Below are 17,563 nucleotides of genomic sequence, written 5' to 3'. Positions count from 1 at the left end.
GGTCCATGTTCGCCAAGGTCACCGAGACAAACGGCGTGGTTCACTGGATCAACCTGAACCACGTCCGCGAATTGATCGTGAAGGACGGCAAACATGGTCAGCCGACTCTGACGGAAGTCAGCATCGATAACCAGTTTGTGGCCAAGGTGTTTCGCGTCAGGGAAACGCCCGAGATGATCCTGACGCAGGCCAGGGACTGAGGCTCAGCGCTTCTTCCCCAGCTCCGCCGCGATGTCCTTGGTCATGCGGCCGACCTTGCGGTGGGCGGCGGTGATCTGGTCCTTGGTCACGCCCCAGCGTTTCATCCAGTATTCGACCGACTGACGCTCAGTCAGGTCGATGCGCTCCTTGTCGATGAAGCCGCGCTTGTCCTTGAGGCCCGCCATGGTCGGCTCCTGTGGAGGTTCGGACCGTTTGCGGCCTCTCAGCTCTTCTTAGTCCTGTTCATCCCGACAAGACAGGCGGTTCAGGCCTCGGGCAGGACGCCGGTTTCGAAGAAGGCGTCCAGGCGGGCCTCCCAGGGCGCCGTGTGCAGGCCCTGGCCGGAGATCCAGGCGTCGTCGAAATAGGTCGAGGCGTAGCGGTCGCCGTGGTCGCACAGGATCGAGACGATCGAACCGCATTCGCCCGCCTGCGCCATCTCCTGAGCGAGTTCGACACAGGCCCACAGGTTGGTGCCGGTCGATCCGCCGCAGGGGCGGCCCAGACGCCGGCTGAGGACGCGGGTGGCGGCGATGGAGGCGACGTCGGGGACGACGATCATCCGATCCACCACGCTGGGGATGAAGGAGGGCTCGACCCGCGCTCGGCCGATGCCCTCGATCAGGGACGGGCGATCGGCGCTGCTCTGGACCGCCGCGTCGGCCCAGTGACGGTGAAAGACCGAGGCTTCCGGGTCGGCGACGCAGATCCGGGTGTCGTGGCGATTGAACCGGGCGAACCGGCCGATGGTCGCCGAGGTGCCGCCGGTGCCGGCGCCGCACACGATCCAGCGCGGGACGGGGCAGGGCTCGCGTCGCATCTGGGCGAAGATGGACTCGGCGATATTGTTGTTGCCGCGCCAGTCTGTCGCTCGTTCGGCATAGGTGAACTGGTCCATGTAGTGGCCGCCCAGTTCGTCGGCGAGCCGCTGGCTCTCGGCGTAGGCCTCGCCGGGCACGTCCACGAAATGGCAGCGTCCGCCGTAGAATTCGATGGCGGCGATCTTCTCCTGGGCGGTGGAGCGCGGCACCACGGCGATGAAGGGCAGGTTCAGCATCCGGGCGAAATAGGCCTCGGACACGGCGGTCGAGCCGCTGGACGCCTCGATGATGGTCATGCCCTCGCCGATCCAGCCGTTGCTGAGGGCGTAGAGGAACAGCGACCGCGCCAGACGGTGCTTCAGGCTGCCGGTCGGGTGGCTGGATTCGTCCTTCAGATACAGGGCGATGTCCGACAGGGCCGGCATGTCCACAGGGATCAGATGGGTGTCGGCCGAGCGGTTGTAGTCCGCCTCGATCCGCCGCATGGCCCAGCTCAACCAGGCGCGATCAACGGTGGGACGGGCAGGGGCGGACATGGCGGACTCGGTCGCAGACAGGAAGGCGATGGCTTAGGCCAAAGCTTGGCCGACGGCAAAGGCGGATGATCGCCGCCACGCCGACGTCGCTCCGTTCAGTCCGCCTTCTCCACGAAACTGTCGATCACCCGTTTCTCGCCCGCCTTTTCGAAATCGACCAGCAGCTTGTTGCCCTCTATGACGCGGACGTGGCCGTAGCCGAACTTCTGGTGGAAGACGCGCTGGCCGCGCGCCCATCCTGAGCTGGACTTCGGGTCCGCCGTGGCGATCAGGCGGCCGTCGCCCTCGATCACGGCCTTGCGCGCGGGGATGCGGTTCGGCGTCTGTGCGGCGGTGAAGCTTTGGGCCCGTTTCCAGCCGGGGGAGGAATAGCCGCTGCCGAAGCTGGGCGCGTCGTCCCAGCGGCTCTTGGCCTCCTTCATGCCGGTCGAGGCGCCGTAGTAGCCGGTGTCGGATTGGGGATCGACGTGGGCGATGGGCAGTTCGTCGACGAAGCGGCTGGGCAGTTGCGAGGTCCAGCGGCCATAGACCAGGCGGTTGGCGGCGAAGGAGATGCGGGCGTCCTGTTTGGCGCGGGTGACGCCGACATAGGCCAGGCGGCGTTCCTCCTCGAGGCCCTTCTCGCCCTTTTCGTCGATGCTGCGCTGGCTGGGGAAGACGCCTTCCTCCCAGCCGGGCAGGAAGACCAGCGGGAACTCAAGTCCCTTGGCGCCGTGCAGGGTCATGATCTGGACCGCCCCGTCGCCGTGCGGATCCTCGGCCGTCGCCCGCTCCAGGTCCATGACCAGGGAGACATGCTCCAGATAGGCCTGCAGCGTCTCGAACTGCTGCATGGACTGGGTCAGTTCCTTCAGGTTCTCCAGCCGCGTCTGGCCGCTGGTGCGGTCGGCCTTCTGCATGTCGGTGTAGCCGCTCTCCTCCAGCACCGTCTCCATCACCTGCCAGTGAGGCGTGGTCTCGGCCAGGGCGCGCCAGCGGTCCAGGTCGCGCACGAAGTTGGATAGGGCGGTGCGGGTGCGGGCCTGAAGCTCGTCGGTGTTGATCAGGCCGCGCACGGCCGTCAGGGCGGAGAGGTCGTGCTGGCGGGCGATCTGCAGGATTTTCTGCACGCTGGCGTCGCCGATGCCGCGCTTGGGCACATTGACGATCCGCTCGAAGGCCAGGTCGTCGTCCTCGGACTGGATCAGGCGCAGATAGGCGTGGGCGTCGCGGATTTCGGCCCGTTCGAAGAAGCGGGGGCCGCCGATGACCTGGTAGGGGATGGCCAGCATGACCAGCCGTTCCTCGAAGGCCCGCATCTGGAAGGAGGCGCGGACCAGGATGGCCATGTCCTTGTATTTCAGGCCCGGCTCGCCGGCGTGGGGGCGACGCGCGGTCTCGATCTCGTCGGCGATCAGACGGGCCTCGGCTTCGCCGTCCCAGACGCCACGCACGCGCACCTTGTCGCCGCTGTCGTCCTCGGTCCACAGGGTCTTGCCCAGACGATCGCGGTTGGCCGCGATCAAGCCCGAGGCGGCGCCCAGGATATGGCTGGTCGAGCGATAGTTGCGCTCCAGCTTGACGATCTTGGCGCCGGGGAAGTCGCGCTCGAAGCGCAGGATGTTGTCCACCTCGGCCCCGCGCCAGCCGTAGATCGACTGGTCGTCGTCGCCGACGCAGCAGACATTGCCGGTCGAGGCCGTCAGCAGCCGGAGCCACCGATACTGGGCGACGTTGGTGTCCTGATATTCGTCGACCAGAATGTAGCGGAAGCGTCGCCGGTATTCCTCGGCCAGGTCCGCGTGCTTGGACAGGATGGTGATGTTGTGCAGCAGCAGATCGCCGAAGTCGCAGGCGTTCAGGGTGCGCAGGCGGGCCTGATAGGCGGCGTAAAGACCCTGGCCCTTGCCGTTGGCGAAGTCTTCGCCGGGCGGCAGTTTGTCGGGCGTCCAGCCGCGGTTCTTCCAGTGGTCGATCAGGCCGGCCAGGGATTTGGGCGTCCAGCGCTTGGTGTCGATATTGGCGGCTTCCAGCAGCTGTTTCAGCAGCCGCTCCTGGTCGTCGGTGTCCAGGATGGTGAAGCTGGACTTCAGCCCGACCAGTTCGGCGTGGCGGCGCAGGATCTGGGCGGCGATGGAGTGGAAGGTGCCCAGCCAGCGCAGGCCTTCGGCGGAGGGGCCGATCAGATGGGTGATCCGTTCGCGCATTTCGCGCGCGGCCTTGTTGGTGAAGGTGACGGCCAGAAGCTCCCACGAGCGGGCGCGGCCGGTGGCCAGGATGTGGGCCAGTCGCGTCGTCAGCACCCGCGTCTTGCCCGTGCCGGCGCCCGCCAGGACCAGGACCGGGCCTTCCGTCGTCTCGACCGCCTCGCGCTGCTCGGGGTTCAGTCCAGACAGATAGTCGCGCGCCTCTCCCTCCTGCGGCGCACGCGCGCGGGCCAGGTCTGAAATACGGGGGGCGGGAAGATCGGTCACAGGCGGCAAGCGGTCCGGGCGGTCAGAATCGAAGAAGGGAACATAAGGGGACCAGACGGCGATGTCAGGACCGGTCCGGAAATGAACTGCGGAACCGGTTCCGCCGAGGCTCTGTTCCCCTGACGATGCAACGGAAGGCGCAGAGGATGACCCGACCATCGGACCGAAGACCTGGACAGGACGGAGGCGGTTGGCGGGCTTTCGTCCTCGGCATGGTCGGCATGTTCGCCGTTATCGCCGTGTGGGTCGCCCTGGTCGAATCGACGGGTGAGCGGGAGGTCGACGAGCGGCGACCCACCGAACGGCCCGCGTCCGAGATCGTCCAGCTGGGCGAGGTACAGGCGCCGGACGGGCCTATTTCAGACTATAGGTGATGGTGGTCACGACCCGGACCTTCTTGTCGATGGAGCCGGATTCGTCGCCGCCCGCGCCGTCGCGCGGCAGGATTTCGAAGGAGCCCTGGGTCGCCTGGCGAATGGGGCCGAGCGGCGTGCCCGAGTCCTTGGCGAACTGTTCGGCGCCGGTGCGCGCCGCCGCCGTGCCTTCGGCGATCATCTCGGGCCGGACGGCGTTCAGCTTGGTGAAGATGTAGGAGGGGCCCTGGAAATCCTGAAGCACCACGCCCTGACGGACCAGGTCGTTGAGGGCGCGGGTGGTGGCCTGGACCCGGGCGACGTCGCCGGTGCGGACGATGACGGTCTGGGCCAGGATGAAGCGAGGGCCGCCGTTCTGGACTCCGTATTCCCGAGACCGCGTGTCGGCCACCTCCAGCCGTCCCAGATCGACGGCCTCGGCCGGATAGCCCTGGGACTTCAGGAACTGGCGGACCAGGGCCAGGTCGCCGTCGATCCGTGCCTGGACTTCGGACAGAACCTCGCCCGAGGCGGTGAAGCGCAGCGGCAGGACCGCCAGATCCGCCTTCACCTCGCGCTCCGACAGGCCGCGCACGGTCACGGTGCGGTCGCCGGCGCGGGCGTGGACCACGCCCTGGCCGATCAGAGCGCCGGCGCCGATCAGGCCCAGGGCGACCAGGCCGCCGAAGACGGCGGCGGGGATCAGGCGCGGGGTGTCCATAGGGAAGGCTCCTTGTCGGCGGCCGATTTTACATCTCCACCCCGTGCTCCGCCACCCAGCTGAGCGCCAGCAATCGACAGGCGGAGGCGAGCGGGCGCCGGCCGCGACCCGCGTCGATGTCGGCCAGCAGTTGCGCCTTGGAGAGGCTGCGGCGGGCCGCGATCCGGTCCAGTACGGCCCAGAACTCCGGTTCCAGCGCCACCGAGGTGGCGTGGCCCGCGAGCACGACCGAACGCTTCCGCAGGCCGCTCACTGCGCAGGTCCCCTGAAGCGTCCGGGCGAGGGACGGCGAGTACTGCACATGGCGGGTTTTCTCCTGGAATTGACGTCACACACGGGCGCAAGACGTGAACGGCGCCGGAAGGGCGGGGATGGTATTCCGGCGCCGTCAGCCGGAGTCTTGCATGAGTCGCCCCGTCACCGTCCTAGCCATCCTCGTCTGCGCCCTCATCTGGGGCACGACCTGGTTCGCCATCACCCTGCAGCTGGGCGTGGTTGATCCGATCGTCTCGATCGTCTGGCGTTTTGGCCTGGCGGCTGTGGTCCTGGTCGGTTTCTGCGCCCTGACGCGCCGGCCGCTGAGGCTGACCCGCGCCCAACACCTCGCCGCCGTGGGGCAGGGGGCCTTCGTCTTCGCGGTCAGCTACGGCTTCGTCTATGCGGCCGAGGAGCGGGTAGCCTCGGCCGTGGTGGCGGTCATCTTTGCGGCCCTGGCCTTCGTGAATTTGGTGATGTTCCGGCTAGTGGAGCGGCAGAAGGCGTCCGCCGGCGCCTGGCAGGGGGCGGTGCTGGGAATTTGCGGCGTCGCGGTCCTGTCGTTTGGCCAACTGGCGGGAACGGGGGCTTCCGCCGGATCGGCGCCGGGGCTGGGCATTGTGCTGGCCCTCGTCGCGGTGCTCGCCTCCGCCCTGGGCAACTGGTTTGCCTGGCGTGGTCAGCAGGCCGGAGCCCCGGTCATGGCCGCCACAGCCTGGGCCATGGCCTATGGCACGGCCATGTTGGCTGCTTACGGGCTTGCGACCGGAGTGGAGTGGCGGGTCGAGGCGACTCCCGCCTATGTTCTGTCCCTGCTGCACCTGTCGCTTTTCGGATCGGTCATCGCCTTCGGCCTGTACTTCACCCTGGCGAAACAGAGGGGGTTCGCCCTCGCCAGCTATATCTCGGCCCTGACCCCGCCGATCGCCGTCATCATGTCCGTTCTGTTCGAGGGGGCGGAGGTCGGCGTGACCATGCTGGTCGGGCTGGCCCTTGTGCTGGTGGGCCAGGTCTTGCTGATCCGGGCGCCCAAGGCGGCTTAAGGCTCAGTCCTCCGTCGGCGTCTCGCGCTTCTGAGCGTCCAGGCGACGCTCCGCCCGCTCCTGCTCGGTCCGGGCGGCCTGTTTCTCGCCCTTGGAGCGTCCGTGGACGACACGGTTCGCCGCAGCGCGGATCTTGTCTTCTGACTTTGCGCGGGCTTTGCGCGCCCGGTTCAGGTTGATGATTTCAGCCATGGTCAGTTCTGCTTTTCGGGTCTGTCGGCCTCGTGGGGTCTCAGCGGCTCGGGGACCTCGTCGGCGGGCAGGGCCTTCGCGGTAAGGAAGCCAGGCGAAGGGTCCGGCCGATCCAGCCGGGTCCAGGCCTCGGCGGACCGACCCTGCCGGCGCCCCAGTTCGAACAGGGCCGTCATAGTCTTCTGGTCGAACTCCAGGCTGGAAGCCTCGACATTATCGGGAATGGCGGACAGGGACAGGCTCATCCCGTTGCGCCGGGCGAAGGCGGCGGTGGTCGCCAGATGGGCGCGCAGCGAAGCCTTGCTCATGCTGTCGTAGCTGCGCATCAGGATTGCGGTCAGCCGACCGGGCGTGACCCCTTCGTTGCGGCCGACCTGGCCGTTGACCACGACATAGAGGGCGCCGCCGCCGGGCTCGTCCTGCGGCCGCGTCCACAGGGCCAGGGGCTCGGGGATGGCGAGGAAGGGGGTGTTGACCCCGCCGTCGGCGTGCATTTCCATCACCACGGTCTGGTCCGGCTGAAGACCGGCGATCAGCACGGGCGGAAAGACGCCCGGGATGCTGGCGGACGCCACCAGCACCTCCTTGAACAGGGCGCGCGAATTCTCGTCGTTCTGGCTGGCCAGCAGGCCCATGTCCCAGATGACCGTCTCCTCGCTGTCCAGATTGGTTGTGGCGACCAGCAGGCGGCGGCCCTTGGCGTGTTCGCGGGCGATGGCCGCCAGGAGGTCGGGGGTGACGTTCTCGTCGACGAGAGTCCGGAGCGCCGAGGCGCTGAAGAGGCTGGGGTAGAGGAAGAAGGCCAGGCTGCGCCAGCTCAACAGACTGCTGGCGCCCCCGTCCGTATAGGCGTGGCCCAGCTGGGCGTCCCATGCCGAACCGGCGAAGGCGAAGGGGGCGGCCAAGGCGCCCGTGCTGACGCCGGTGACGATGTCGAAGACCGGCCGGTCGCCCCGCTCGGTCCAGCCGACCAGCACGCCTGCGCCATAGGCGCCGTTGGCCCCGCCGCCGGACAGGGCCAGGATCGACAGATCATGTTTCTGAGCCAGGCGCTGGCCCACTTCTTCGGTGAAGGCCTCGAGGCGCACGGCGTCGTTCGTGCGGATCCGCGGATCCTGAGCCGGGATCAGGGCGCCATCGGCCAGGCGCAGCGGCCCTTCCGGCCGCTGCAGGGTGCCGCAGGCGGCGACGGACCAGGCCATTATCATCGCCAGCAGCGTCGAACAGGCGCGTTTCATATGTATCTCGACGATCCGTGAAGGAGCCGGCGGCGGGCTCAGGTCCTGCCTCGCCCCCTATACAGCAGCAAGCGCTGCGGTTTGAAACCCGCTAGTGGCGTGTCCGTTTCATGGGACCAACCTTAAAACCCGGAGAACCCTCATGGTCGACGCCTCGCTCATCAAAGAACATCTCGAAGTCGTCGGATCGGACGGCGGTCATGTCGGCCGCGTGGATCATGTTCTGGGAGACCAGATCGAACTGGCCAAGCTGGACCTCGCCGGTGGGTTCAAACATCACCTGATCCCGGTCAGCTGGGTGGAACGGGTGGATGACAAGCATGTCCACCTGAACCTGACCCAGGACGAGGCCAAGGCGCGCTGGTCCGAGAAGCCGCACTAGGGTCCGGGTTTCGGTGAATTAATGAAGGCCCTGCTGTCGTCGGCGGGGCCTTCGTTCTATCTGGAGGACATTGTTCTCGGAGAGATGCGATGATCCGTCTGATCCTGAATATCCTGTGGTTGGTCTTCGGCGGCTGGCTGTCGGGGCTGCTGTGGCTGCTGGGCGGCGCGATCCTGGCCCTGACCGTGGTGGGCCTGCCCTGGACCTTCGCCGCCTGGCGGATCGCCAGCTATTCCTTCTGGCCCTTCGGACGCGAGATCGTCTGGCAGGACGCCCATCCGGTGGCGGGCTGTCTGGGTCTGGTGCTGAACATCGTCTGGTTCGTCGTGGCGGGCTGGTACATCGCCCTGTCGCACCTGGTTATCGCGGTGGCTGAGTTCGTCTCCATCATCGGCATCCCCTTCGCCCTGAAGGATCTGGAACTGGCCAAGCTGGCGCTGGCTCCGGTGGGACGAACGATCCGCGACAAGCCTTAGGTTTATGTGGGTGGTGCGTCGGGGCGAGTCGGTTCGGGCGGTCGGGCCGGCTTGACGCCGGTCTCCGCGACGATCCGCCAGGACCGCTGGCGTTCGACAAAGATCCGGTTGGGGATGTCGTCCAGGGGTGTGTCCGCCAGCACCGCCGAGATGTCGTCGTTCATCGCCTGGCTCCGCACATAATAGCTGTGCTCGATGAAGGGATCGGCCGATCCCGCGACCACGCGGCAATCGACCAGGGCGACCTTCTTGGGGATCAGATCCACCAGGCGAGGGCCGTCGGAGCCGAGGCGGTCCGGATTGGCCTTGGTCTTGTCCGAGACGGTCAGGCCCTTGTCGTTGGGATTATAATAGACGGTCACCTGTCGCCCGATGCGGGGCAGCAGCCGAAGCTTCGTGTCGTGCTCGAAGGCGTCGTCGTCCTCGTCCGGGGCGGCCAGAAGGATCTGGTCGAACAGACGGGTCAGTCCATCCCGATCTTTGGCGATCAGGGCCTGCAAAGCCTGGCGCAGCACATAGGCGCCCATGCTGTGGGTCAGCAGATGCACGCGCCGCTGACAGTAGTCGGCTTCGTTCAGCGCCAGGACGAAGTCCCTGAACTTCAGGAACGCCCGCGCGACCGACGGCCCTGACGCCCGCGCATCCTCCCGGTCGCTGTAGTAGGACATCCAGGGCACGGCCGACCCATCCGAAGGCCAGCTGAAGACGACGACATTCAGCGGATGCCCGCCGATGTTCAGTCCCTGAGCCAGCAGGGCCGCGCTCTGCAGGGCGCCGGTGAAACTGACGTTGAAGCCGTGGATGAAGACCAGGGTGTCGCACTTCCTGCCTTGGGCCATGGAGGCGCGCAGATCCTCCATCAACATGCCGCCGCCTGTTTTGATCACGTCGGTCTGGTTCAGGACATCGGGATAGACGTGCAGGTCCTGCAGGACCGGTCGTTGGGGATCGGACTTGAAATCGGCATAGCCGAACCGCAGGGCGGCGACGCCGTCGGGATTGAAGGTACGGCCGAAAACCTGTCGCTTGTTGGCGGGCTGATAGTTGCGGTTGGTGGTGAAGAATACCCGGACCTCGGTCATCGCCGCCTCCAAATGACGACGGCCCGAGGGCTGATCCCTCGGGCCGCGCCTTGGTTGCAAGTTTAACAGCCGGACGTCAGCCGGGCGAGATCATCTTTTCAGGTCGCACCGCCTCGTCGAACTCGGCGTCGGTCAGATAGCCGCCGCCCACGGCTTCCTCGCGCAGGGTGGTGCCGTTCTTGTGCGCGGTCTTGGCGATCTTGGCGCAGAGGTCATAGCCCAGCTTGCCGTTCAGGGCCGTGACCAGCATCAGCGAGTTGTTCAGGCCGCGCGCGATATTGTCTTCGCGGGCTTCGATGCCGACGACGCAGTTGTCGGTGAAGCTGATCGCCGCATCGGCCAGCAGGCGGACCGACTGCAGGAAGTTGTAGGCCATGACCGGGTTGTAGACGTTCAGCTCGAAATGGCCTTGCGAGCCGGCGAAGGTCAGGGCGGCGTTGTTGCCGAACACCTGGACGCAGACCTGGGTCAGGGCTTCGCACTGGGTCGGATTGACCTTGCCCGGCATGATCGACGAGCCCGGCTCATTCTCCGGCAGGGCCAGTTCGCCCAGGCCCGAACGCGGACCGGAGCCCAGGAAGCGGATGTCGTTGGCGATCTTGAACAGCGAGGCGGCGACCGTGTTGATCGCGCCGTGGCTGAAGACCATGGCGTCGTGGGCGGCCAGGGCCTCGAACTTGTTCGGGGCGGTGGTGAAGGGCAGGCCGGTGATCTGAGCGATCTGGGCGGCAACCTTTTCGGCAAACCCGATGGGGGCGTTCAGGCCGGTGCCCACGGCGGTGCCGCCCTGGGCCAGCTCCATCAGCTTGGGCAGGGTCTGTTCGATCCGCTCGATGCCGTTGGCGACCTGCTGGGCGTATCCGCCGAACTCCTGGCCCAGGGTCAGGGGGGTGGCGTCCTGGGTGTGGGTGCGGCCGATCTTGATGATGTGGGCCCAGGCCTTGGCCTTGGCGTCCAGGGCGGCGTGCAGATGCTTCAGCGCCGGGAGCAGATCGCTGACCACCTGTTCGGCGCAGGCCACATGCATGGCCGTCGGATAGGTGTCGTTCGACGACTGGCTCATATTGACGTGGTCGTTGGGGTGGACCGGCTTCTTGGAGCCCATCTCGCCGCCCAGGATTTCGATGGCGCGGTTCGAGATCACCTCATTGGCGTTCATGTTCGACTGGGTGCCCGAACCCGTCTGCCAGACGACCAGGGGGAAGTGGTCGTTCAGCTTGCCCTCGATGACCTCATTGGCGGCCTGGATGATGGCGTCGGCCAGGGCGGGGTCGAGCTTGCCCAGGTCGCGGTTGGTCTCGGCGGCGGCGCGCTTGACGATGCCCAGGGCCCGCAAGACCGGCAGGGGCTGCTTCTCCCAGCCGATCTTGAAATTGCCCAGAGACCGCTGCGCCTGGGCCCCCCAGTAGCGATCGGCGGCGACCTCTATGGGGCCGAAGGTGTCGGTTTCAGTGCGGACGTTGCTCATGCGCGGACAAGGCTCTCAGGCGTGGCGATTGTATGCGCGGCGGTGTAGCACGAGAGAAGAGTAGGGCAAGGCGAGGCGGCCATGGGACCAAAGCATATTCTAGCGGCGACTCTGCTGATGCTGGCGGGATGCGCCGGACTTCCCGCTGAACAGCCTCGACCGCGCGTCGCCCTGGACACGACGGCCGGGCGAATCGTTCTGGCCCTTGACGCCGAAGCGGCGCCGATCAGCACCTGCAACTTCATCAGCTACGTCGTCTTCGGCGACTATGACAACGGGTCCTTCTTCCGCACCGTGGTGCGCGAGACCAATACGGCCAACCCGAACCCGATCGACGTCATCCAGGCGGCGACGCCGCGGGGGAGCGACGACGACGCCCGTCCGCCCATTCCGCTGGAGCGGACTCGGGACACAGGACTGCGTCATCTCGCGGGGACCGTGTCCATGGCGCGCGACGGCCCGGACAGCGCGACGTCCAGCTTCTTCATTGTGACCCAGGACACCCCCAGTCTGGATTTCGGCGGCGCCCGCAATCCAGATGGCCAGGGATTCGCCGCCTTCGGCCGGGTGATCGAGGGATTGGATGTGGCGCGCCGCATCCAGAAGATGCCCGCGAACGCGCAAGAGCAGCTGACGCCGCCGGTCGTCATCCGTTCCGCCCGTTTGCTGGACGCCGCGCCGTCCGTCTGCACCCGATGACCGTCGGCTGGATCGGAACCGGCAAGGTGCGGGCCCGTGAGGACGGCGAGGCGGTCGAGATCGTCATCGACGGCCTGACCACCCAAGCCAAATACTACAAGCCGCTGGTCTATGAATTTATGCGCAAGGAGTGGGCGTCGCGGCCGTCCTGGGGCGATCATGTGGTCGAGATCCGCATGGAACATGTCGGCGAACCCCCGTGGATGGACCTCGACAACCTGGCCAAGGCCCTGCTCGACTCGATCAAGGGCTATCTGTTCCACGACGACAGCCAGGTGGCCCGTCTTCTCGTGGAGCGGCGTGAAGGCGAGCGCGAGCGGATTACGATCCGGTCCTATCCTCGTAGGGCCTGAACCGCAGCGTCGGCAAAAGCAGTTGCATGTTCGCGCCGATCGCCGTTTGAGGCTCTGAGGCCGGAGAGAGCCCCTCCGCCTGTTCGCGCGCGGCGACGCAGGACGTGGCGGCGCGGGACAGGGCGATGAAATCCGGCGCGGTTTTCAGCCCGTCCAGCACGCATTCATCAAAATAGGGATACAGGGCGTCGGCGGCGCAGCCGAATGAGGAGCGATCGCGCCGGGCGGCGGTCATGACCATGCGGTTCGGTCCCTTCAGGCCGTCGACGAAGACGCCCGAGAAACAGGCGGACAGAACCACGACCGTCGGACGATCGCCGCAGGTTTGGCGCAAGACAGGAATCAGATCCTCTGGCGCCAGCGTCGCCTCAGGTCCGAAGACCAGGCCTTCGGGAGAGCCGTGGGAGGTGACGTAGAAGAGGCAGCCGCGCGTCGCCCGTTCAGCCGCCTCGGCAAACCGACGCAGGCTGTCCTGGGCCTCCACCGGCGCGGCGACGTCCGGACGCAGGCTCACGCTGACCATGGTTGCCGGATCGAAGCCGGCCTGTTGGAAGGCTTTGGACAGGTCGCGCTGGGCGTTGTCGAAGGCGGCGATGGGACGGCCGTCACTGTCACGCCAATCTGCAGCGATGACGGCGGAAGCCCAGCCATCAAACCGGTTCTGCGCCTGGGCCGAACAGCCCAGGACGACAAGGCCGAACATTACGACCGTCGCCGTCGTCCACCGAAACATCGCGTGCCCCCGTCCAGACCTTTGAAACGAGAGCTTAGCGTCCGGACTGGATCAGGGAAGAGTCTACTTCTTGCGGAACTGGTCCAGGGAAACGACCTTCGGACCGTCGGACGTCGGCGCCGGATTTTCCGGCGGCGTGGCGTCTTCCACATTCTCGACGATCTCGGGTTCTTCGAACTGCAGCAGGAACTGGACGCTGGGATCGTAGAAGCGGGTCACCGCCGTATAGGGCATGGCGAGGGTGCGAGGCACGCCGCCGAAGCGGAGCTTCACGGAAAAGCGGTCGGCCTCGACCTGAAGATCCTCATACTGATGTTGCAACACCACCGTCATTTCATCGGGATATTTGGTCAGCATGTCCGCCGGAATGCTGACGCCGGCGGCGCGGGTCTTGAAGGTGATGTAGAAGTGATGCGCGCCGGGCAGACCTTCGGCGGCCACATGATCGAGCGCAGACCGGATCACGCCGCGCAAAGCCTCGTGCGCCAGCCGCTCGTACTGCATCTCATCGACCGGAGGGGTCTGGTCGGTCATCGTCACCTCGCAATTAAGCGCGACTGATAGCGGCGCAGGCGCGTGGGCGAAAGATGTGAATGAGGTAAAGACGCAGGATGTGCGGGATAAGCGCCGGGATTCTGTTGCCAGGCTCCCGACAGGCCCCGCCCAGGGATCTGAACCCCTAGGACTTAAGGTTCGAAATCACCCGAACCGCATTACGCGGCGAGAGCGACTTCTCCAGCGAAGTTATCGTTCGCAGTTAGAAAATGGCCCGATACGGTGGGCCAGGACGAGCGAAAGCAATCCTCTTTACACGTCCGTCGATGCTAGTCGGCCCCATACTGCCTCCGCCGATAACGCGGGGAGAAATGGTGGAGCCGCCGGGAATCGCACCCGGGTCCGGTCCGCTTATTACAGGCGCCTTTATCGCCATAGTCCGGCCGAAGCCGAACGACGCGAATATAGGCGTGGCCTGCGCGGTTTCCAAGCCCCGTCGTCAGGCGCCGGGGAGCCGAAGCCAGTCCGGCGTCTGGTTTCGGAACCAGGTCAGCTGCCGCTTTGCGTAGTTCCGTGTGGCCTGCTTCAGCGCAGCGACGGCCGGCTCGCGCTCAAGGTCGCCGGAGGTATAGGCGGCGAGCTCGCGCACGCCCACTGCCTTGAGGGCCGGCAGGGCGGGTGAAAGATTGCGCGCGATGAGGCGTCGAACTTCGGTCAGGGCCCCCGTTTCCACCATCGTATCCACGCGCCGGTCGCAGTTGGCGTAGAGGACCGCGCGATCCGGTTCGAGCACGAGGCCCGTCCATGAACCGGGCTCCAGAAGCGGGCGGGTCCGCGCCTTCCAGTCTGTCAGCGAGCGACCGCTGGCGGAATGGACGCTCATGGCCCGCACCAGGCGCTGGCGGTCGCCGACTTCTATGGATTGGGCGGCCTGGGGGTCGACGTCGGCGAGGCGGGCGCGAAACGCAGCCTCGCCTTGCGCCAGATAGTCCGCCTCGATCTGGTCGCGGACGGCGGGGGGAACCGGAGGAATGTCGGCCAGCCCACGTGTCAGGGCTGCGAAATAAAGGCCCGTGCCGCCGATGAGGACGGCGGGGCGATTCTCCGTCCGCAGTTCGTCCAGAATGGTCAGGGCGGCCCGGCTCCATTGTCCGACCGACCAGGCCTCCGCCGCGTCGGCGACGCCATAGAGTCGGTGGTCGGCCAGAGCTTCGTCCTCCGGCGAGGGGCGGGCGGTCAGGATGCGCAGATCGGCGTAGAGTTGCTGGCTGTCCGCGTTGATGATGACCGCCCCGGTCTCGCGCGCCATCTTCAACGCCAAGGCGGATTTTCCCGAGGCGGTGGGGCCGGCGATCAGGGTGACTAACGGCGGCTTGGACAAATCGAGGCTCGCGGGCGGCATCCAGGGGCGATAGAACGCGCCCCTTATCGCCTGCAAGTCTTGTGGAGACCGTCTTGGTCGAACGTTCCGCCGTCATCGCCGCGCTCGACGCCGTCAAGGACCCGGTTTCGGGCCAGGGGCTCCATGCTTCGGGCCTGGTGCAGGGGCTGGTCGTGGCCGAGGATCGGGCGGGCTTCGCCCTGGAGGTGGACCGCAGTCTGGTCGCGACCTACGCCCCCGTCAGGGACGCGGCCGAGGCGGCGCTGAAGGCCATCCCCGGCATGAACCGGGTCTCGGTGATCCTGACGGCGGAGGCCAAGCCTGGGCTCGGCAAGCCCGCGCGCACCGCCGGCCTGTCGAAGGCCGCTGTGGATCAGGGACGCCCCAAGGCGTCGGTCCCTACGGACCGCCCAGCCCATGTCCGGCGCGTGCTGGCCGTCGCCAGCGGCAAGGGCGGGGTGGGCAAGTCGACCGTGGCCGTCAATCTGGCCGCAGCCCTGGCTGCACGGGGGCTGTCTGTCGGGATTCTGGACGCCGACGTCTACGGTCCCTCGCTGCCCACCATGCTGGGGATCAGCGGCCAGCCCGCCTATGAGGACGGGGCTATGGTGCCGCACCAGGCGCATGGACTGAAAGCGATGTCTGTGGGCCTGCTGACCAGGATGGACGACGCCATGATCTGGCGCGGGCCGATGGCGTCCCAGGCCATCACCCAGATGCTGACCCAGACCCGATGGGGCGCGGCCGAAGCGCCGCTGGACGTGTTGGTGGTCGATCTGCCGCCCGGCACAGGCGACGTGCAACTGACCCTGATCCAGAGGACCCCGCTGGACGGCGCCGTCATCGTCTCCACGCCGCAGGAGGTGGCTCTGGCCGACGCCCGGCGGGCGCACACCCTGTTCCAGAAGGTGAATGTGCCGACGCTGGGCCTCATTGAAAACATGAGCGGCGCCGTCTTCGGACAAGGCGGCGCCAAGGTCGAGGCGGAGCGCCTGGCTGTCCCCTTCCTGGGCGATCTGCCGTTGGAGGCCGCTCTGCGAGAGGGCGGAGATGCGGGGCGGCCGGTGGTCGTCTCCGATCCCGAAGGCGCGATCGCGGTGCGGTTCGCTGTGATCGCCGAGCAGGTGGCGGCTTCTCTGGGGTTGTAGAAACTTCAGGGCGTGGGGTTTTCAAACACAACTCTATTCGCCACCTTCACCCTTGCCATTTCGCGAGGAGATCCGATGAGCGTCGACGCCCTGTTTCGCCCTTTTACGGTCAAGGGACTGACCCTGCCCAACCGCATCGTCATGGCGCCCATGACGCGGTCCTTTTCCCCGAACGGCATCCCGACGTCCGATGTGGCCGGCTATTACCGCCGCCGCGCCGAGGGCGGGGTGGGGCTGATCGTGACCGAGGGCACGGTGGTGGAACGGCCCGCTGCGCGCAATGACGTCAATGTGCCCGTTTTCCACGGCGAGGCCCTGCCGCACTGGAAGACGGTGGTGGACGAGGTCCACGCCGCCGGAGGCCTGATCGCGCCGCAGATATGGCACGTGGGATCGGCGCGGGGCCAGGGCGCTGATTGGACGCCCCTGGGCAAGGTGGACAGTCCGTCAGGCCTGACTTCGCCGGGCAAGGCCAAGTATGAGCCGATGACCGAAGAGGACGTCGCCGACACTATCGCGGCCTTCGGTCGCTCTGCGCGCGCGGCGCGGGAGCTGGGCTTTGACGCCGTCGAGATTCACGGCGCCCACGGCTATCTGATCGACCAGTTCTTCTGGGGCGCGGTCAATGTGCGCGAGGACCGCTGGGGCGGGCCGAGCATCTCCGAGCGGGCGCGCTTCGGCGCCGAGGTGGTCAAGGCGGTGCGCGAGGGCGTCGGCGACGACATCCCCGTCATTCTGCGCCTGTCGCAATGGAAGCAGCAGGACTTCGCCGCCCGGATCGCCGAGACGCCGGACCAGATCGTGGAATGGCTGACGCCCTTGTCGGACGCCGGGGTCGACGTCTTCCACTGCTCGCAGCGCCGATTCTGGGAGCCGGAGTTCGAGGGGTCGGATCTGAACTTCGCCGGCTGGACGAAGAAGCTGATGGGCAAGCCGACCATCACCGTCGGCTCGGTCGGGCTGGACGGCGAATTCATCGCGGCCTTCGGGGGCGAAGGCTCCAAGCCTGCCTCGCTGGACGGCCTGACGCGCCGGCTGGAGAAGGAGGAGTTCGATCTGGTGGCGGTCGGCCGCGCGCTGCTGGCCGATCCGCACTGGGTGGAGAAGATTCGGGACGGGCGCACCGAGGAACTGCGCAATTTCGAGCGCTCGGACCTGATGACTCTGTCCTGACCCGAGGCGTCGGGCCGGCCGGCCTTCCGAGAGGTCAGGCCGGCTCGACGATCACGGCTGTGCCGTAGCACAGCACCTCGGTCACGCCCGGCATGATCTCGGTGGCGTCATAGCGGACGGCCAGAATGGCGTTGGCGCCGTGGGCCTGGGCGTGTTTGACCAGTTCGTCATAGGCTTCCTGACGCCCCGCCTCGGCCAGTTTCACATAGGCGCCGACCCGGCCGCCCAGCATGGACTGGACGCCGCCGATGGCGTCGGAAATGGCGTTGCGGGATCGCACCGTAACGCCGCGCACCAGGCCGATGTGGCGGGTGACGCGAAAACCGGGCAGGTCATTGGTGGTGGCGACGTACATGAGGG

The 17,563-nt window shown here is 66.8% G+C and carries 22 protein-coding genes and 1 other RNA gene; 9 read left to right on the top strand and 14 right to left on the bottom strand.

The window, feature by feature from the left end; genetic code table 11:
- Positions 1-5 precede the first annotated feature (5 nt).
- Entirely contained in the window at positions 6-200 is a 195-nt protein-coding gene (locus ACW178_RS10825) for a hypothetical protein (protein ID WP_054765885.1), read from the top strand.
- A gap of 3 nt (positions 201-203) precedes the next feature.
- Here the strand turns inward: ACW178_RS10825 and ACW178_RS10820 are convergent, their stop codons facing one another.
- The 3 genes from ACW178_RS10820 to ACW178_RS10810 all read right to left on the bottom strand — a co-directional run bounded on the left by ACW178_RS10820 (position 204) and on the right by ACW178_RS10810 (position 4,011).
- Complete coding sequence (locus ACW178_RS10820; RefSeq protein WP_035305982.1) at positions 204-386, bottom strand: DUF3606 domain-containing protein; 183 nt, start codon at positions 384-386, stop codon at positions 204-206.
- Between the two features lie 80 nt (positions 387-466).
- Positions 467-1,558 carry a PLP-dependent cysteine synthase family protein gene (locus ACW178_RS10815; RefSeq protein WP_287106176.1) on the bottom strand — a complete coding sequence of 364 codons (1,092 nt, stop codon included), beginning with the start codon at positions 1,556-1,558 and terminating at the stop codon, positions 467-469.
- A 95-nt stretch (positions 1,559-1,653) separates the two neighbouring features.
- Complete coding sequence (locus ACW178_RS10810; RefSeq protein ID WP_492024549.1) at positions 1,654-4,011, bottom strand: ATP-dependent helicase; 2,358 nt, start codon at positions 4,009-4,011, stop codon at positions 1,654-1,656.
- Between the two features lie 146 nt (positions 4,012-4,157).
- Between ACW178_RS10810 and ACW178_RS10805 the strand changes: the two genes are divergently transcribed.
- A complete protein-coding gene (locus ACW178_RS10805; protein ID WP_152950337.1) occupies positions 4,158-4,385 on the top strand; it encodes a hypothetical protein in 228 nt (75 codons plus the stop codon).
- Here ACW178_RS10805 and ACW178_RS10800 read toward each other — a convergent pair.
- Together ACW178_RS10800 and ACW178_RS10795 are read right to left on the bottom strand one after the other, a co-directional pair.
- Positions 4,366-5,085: an SIMPL domain-containing protein gene (locus ACW178_RS10800; RefSeq protein WP_054765881.1), complete on the bottom strand. Its 720-nt coding sequence runs from the start codon at positions 5,083-5,085 to the stop codon at positions 4,366-4,368. The genes ACW178_RS10805 and ACW178_RS10800 overlap by 20 nt on opposite strands.
- A 28-nt stretch (positions 5,086-5,113) precedes the next feature.
- The gene (locus tag ACW178_RS10795) at positions 5,114-5,338 is read right to left on the bottom strand and encodes a ribbon-helix-helix domain-containing protein (RefSeq protein ID WP_054765880.1); all 225 of its coding nucleotides are present in this window, start codon (positions 5,336-5,338) and stop codon (positions 5,114-5,116) included.
- Positions 5,339-5,489: 151 nt separating this feature from the next.
- Here ACW178_RS10795 and ACW178_RS10790 point away from each other — a divergent pair, with 151 nt between their 5' ends.
- A complete protein-coding gene (locus tag ACW178_RS10790) occupies positions 5,490-6,383 on the top strand; it encodes a DMT family transporter (RefSeq protein WP_287106179.1) in 894 nt (297 codons plus the stop codon).
- A gap of 3 nt (positions 6,384-6,386) precedes the next feature.
- Here ACW178_RS10790 and ACW178_RS10785 read toward each other — a convergent pair whose 3' ends face one another.
- Positions 6,387-6,575: a DUF4169 family protein gene (locus ACW178_RS10785; RefSeq protein WP_201462685.1), complete on the bottom strand. Its 189-nt coding sequence runs from the start codon at positions 6,573-6,575 to the stop codon at positions 6,387-6,389.
- A gap of 2 nt (positions 6,576-6,577) precedes the next feature.
- Positions 6,578-7,813, bottom strand: a complete 1,236-nt coding sequence (locus tag ACW178_RS10780) for a patatin-like phospholipase family protein (RefSeq protein ID WP_492024548.1) — start codon at positions 7,811-7,813, stop codon at positions 6,578-6,580.
- A gap of 142 nt (positions 7,814-7,955) precedes the next feature.
- Here ACW178_RS10780 and ACW178_RS10775 point away from each other — a divergent pair, with 142 nt between their 5' ends.
- Positions 7,956-8,195, top strand: a complete 240-nt coding sequence (locus ACW178_RS10775) for a DUF2171 domain-containing protein (RefSeq protein ID WP_054765876.1) — start codon at positions 7,956-7,958, stop codon at positions 8,193-8,195.
- An 89-nt stretch (positions 8,196-8,284) separates the two neighbouring features.
- On the top strand, positions 8,285-8,671 hold the full coding sequence (locus tag ACW178_RS10770; RefSeq protein WP_054765875.1) for a YccF domain-containing protein: 387 nt from the start codon (positions 8,285-8,287) through the stop codon (positions 8,669-8,671).
- Positions 8,672-8,673: 2 nt separating this feature from the next.
- On the opposite strand, the gene ACW178_RS10765 is transcribed toward ACW178_RS10770, so the two are convergent.
- Positions 8,674-9,753, bottom strand: a complete 1,080-nt coding sequence (locus tag ACW178_RS10765) for an alpha/beta hydrolase (protein WP_054765874.1) — start codon at positions 9,751-9,753, stop codon at positions 8,674-8,676.
- A gap of 76 nt (positions 9,754-9,829) precedes the next feature.
- Entirely contained in the window at positions 9,830-11,221 is a 1,392-nt protein-coding gene (gene fumC, locus ACW178_RS10760; protein WP_492024547.1) for a class II fumarate hydratase, read from the bottom strand.
- Between the two features lie 81 nt (positions 11,222-11,302).
- On the opposite strand from fumC, the gene ACW178_RS10755 reads away from it, so the two are divergent.
- Positions 11,303-11,920, top strand: coding sequence for a peptidylprolyl isomerase (locus ACW178_RS10755; protein WP_287105873.1), 618 nt, complete (start codon positions 11,303-11,305; stop codon positions 11,918-11,920).
- Positions 11,917-12,273: a RusA family crossover junction endodeoxyribonuclease gene (locus tag ACW178_RS10750; RefSeq protein ID WP_054765871.1), complete on the top strand. Its 357-nt coding sequence runs from the start codon at positions 11,917-11,919 to the stop codon at positions 12,271-12,273. Before ACW178_RS10755 ends, ACW178_RS10750 begins: the two co-directional genes overlap by 4 nt.
- On the opposite strand, the gene ACW178_RS10745 is transcribed toward ACW178_RS10750, so the two are convergent.
- From ACW178_RS10745 to miaA, 4 genes are all read right to left on the bottom strand, one after another.
- Positions 12,242-12,976 carry a C13 family peptidase gene (locus ACW178_RS10745; RefSeq protein WP_287105875.1) on the bottom strand — a complete coding sequence of 245 codons (735 nt, stop codon included), beginning with the start codon at positions 12,974-12,976 and terminating at the stop codon, positions 12,242-12,244. The genes ACW178_RS10750 and ACW178_RS10745 overlap by 32 nt on opposite strands.
- A gap of 93 nt (positions 12,977-13,069) precedes the next feature.
- Entirely contained in the window at positions 13,070-13,540 is a 471-nt protein-coding gene (locus ACW178_RS10740; protein WP_287105877.1) for an SspB family protein, read from the bottom strand.
- 89 nt (positions 13,541-13,629) lie between these two features.
- Positions 13,630-13,995: a transfer-messenger RNA gene (gene ssrA / locus ACW178_RS10735) on the bottom strand.
- Positions 13,996-14,000: 5 nt separating this feature from the next.
- The gene (gene miaA / locus ACW178_RS10730) at positions 14,001-14,810 is read right to left on the bottom strand and encodes a tRNA (adenosine(37)-N6)-dimethylallyltransferase MiaA (protein WP_492025053.1); all 810 of its coding nucleotides are present in this window, start codon (positions 14,808-14,810) and stop codon (positions 14,001-14,003) included.
- 146 nt (positions 14,811-14,956) lie between these two features.
- Between miaA and ACW178_RS10725 the strand changes: the two genes are divergently transcribed.
- Positions 14,957-16,030 carry an Mrp/NBP35 family ATP-binding protein gene (locus ACW178_RS10725; RefSeq protein WP_287105884.1) on the top strand — a complete coding sequence of 358 codons (1,074 nt, stop codon included), beginning with the start codon at positions 14,957-14,959 and terminating at the stop codon, positions 16,028-16,030.
- Positions 16,031-16,105: 75 nt separating this feature from the next.
- Positions 16,106-17,203 carry an NADH:flavin oxidoreductase gene (locus ACW178_RS10720; protein ID WP_492024546.1) on the top strand — a complete coding sequence of 366 codons (1,098 nt, stop codon included), beginning with the start codon at positions 16,106-16,108 and terminating at the stop codon, positions 17,201-17,203.
- A gap of 34 nt (positions 17,204-17,237) precedes the next feature.
- Here the strand turns inward: ACW178_RS10720 and ACW178_RS10715 are convergent, their stop codons facing one another.
- Positions 17,238-17,558 (bottom strand): YbjQ family protein, encoded by a 321-nt coding sequence (locus ACW178_RS10715; RefSeq protein WP_054765867.1) that lies wholly within the window; start codon positions 17,556-17,558, stop codon positions 17,238-17,240.
- Positions 17,559-17,563: the final 5 nt, after the last annotated feature.

The sequence above is a fragment of the Brevundimonas sp. AVps4 genome, from assembly GCF_058681525.1.
This window is presented reverse-complemented; position numbering and strand designations above follow the sequence as displayed.

What these genes read in the sequence shown, in the direction of transcription:
- ACW178_RS10790 (WP_287106179.1), top strand. Translation starts at nt 5,490, where the DNA reads ATGAGTCGCCCCGTCACCGTCCTAGCCATCCTCGTCTGCGCCCTCATC.
- ACW178_RS10765 (WP_054765874.1), bottom strand. Translation starts at nt 9,753, where the DNA reads ATGACCGAGGTCCGGGTATTCTTCACCACCAACCGCAACTATCAGCCC.
- ACW178_RS10715 (WP_054765867.1), bottom strand. Translation starts at nt 17,558, where the DNA reads ATGTACGTCGCCACCACCAATGACCTGCCCGGTTTTCGCGTCACCCGC.
- ACW178_RS10745 (WP_287105875.1), bottom strand. Translation starts at nt 12,976, where the DNA reads ATGTTCGGCCTTGTCGTCCTGGGCTGTTCGGCCCAGGCGCAGAACCGG.
- ACW178_RS10805 (WP_152950337.1), top strand. Translation starts at nt 4,158, where the DNA reads ATGACCCGACCATCGGACCGAAGACCTGGACAGGACGGAGGCGGTTGG.
- ACW178_RS10785 (WP_201462685.1), bottom strand. Translation starts at nt 6,575, where the DNA reads ATGGCTGAAATCATCAACCTGAACCGGGCGCGCAAAGCCCGCGCAAAG.
- ACW178_RS10800 (WP_054765881.1), bottom strand. Translation starts at nt 5,085, where the DNA reads ATGGACACCCCGCGCCTGATCCCCGCCGCCGTCTTCGGCGGCCTGGTC.
- ACW178_RS10825 (WP_054765885.1), top strand. Translation starts at nt 6, where the DNA reads ATGTTCGCCAAGGTCACCGAGACAAACGGCGTGGTTCACTGGATCAAC.
- ACW178_RS10750 (WP_054765871.1), top strand. Translation starts at nt 11,917, where the DNA reads ATGACCGTCGGCTGGATCGGAACCGGCAAGGTGCGGGCCCGTGAGGAC.
- ACW178_RS10775 (WP_054765876.1), top strand. Translation starts at nt 7,956, where the DNA reads ATGGTCGACGCCTCGCTCATCAAAGAACATCTCGAAGTCGTCGGATCG.
- ACW178_RS10770 (WP_054765875.1), top strand. Translation starts at nt 8,285, where the DNA reads ATGATCCGTCTGATCCTGAATATCCTGTGGTTGGTCTTCGGCGGCTGG.
- ACW178_RS10820 (WP_035305982.1), bottom strand. Translation starts at nt 386, where the DNA reads ATGGCGGGCCTCAAGGACAAGCGCGGCTTCATCGACAAGGAGCGCATC.
- ACW178_RS10720 (WP_492024546.1), top strand. Translation starts at nt 16,106, where the DNA reads ATGAGCGTCGACGCCCTGTTTCGCCCTTTTACGGTCAAGGGACTGACC.
- ACW178_RS10740 (WP_287105877.1), bottom strand. Translation starts at nt 13,540, where the DNA reads ATGACCGACCAGACCCCTCCGGTCGATGAGATGCAGTACGAGCGGCTG.
- fumC (WP_492024547.1), bottom strand. Translation starts at nt 11,221, where the DNA reads ATGAGCAACGTCCGCACTGAAACCGACACCTTCGGCCCCATAGAGGTC.
- ACW178_RS10780 (WP_492024548.1), bottom strand. Translation starts at nt 7,813, where the DNA reads ATGAAACGCGCCTGTTCGACGCTGCTGGCGATGATAATGGCCTGGTCC.
- miaA (WP_492025053.1), bottom strand. Translation starts at nt 14,810, where the DNA reads ATGGCGCGCGAGACCGGGGCGGTCATCATCAACGCGGACAGCCAGCAA.
- ACW178_RS10755 (WP_287105873.1), top strand. Translation starts at nt 11,303, where the DNA reads ATGGGACCAAAGCATATTCTAGCGGCGACTCTGCTGATGCTGGCGGGA.
- ACW178_RS10815 (WP_287106176.1), bottom strand. Translation starts at nt 1,558, where the DNA reads ATGTCCGCCCCTGCCCGTCCCACCGTTGATCGCGCCTGGTTGAGCTGG.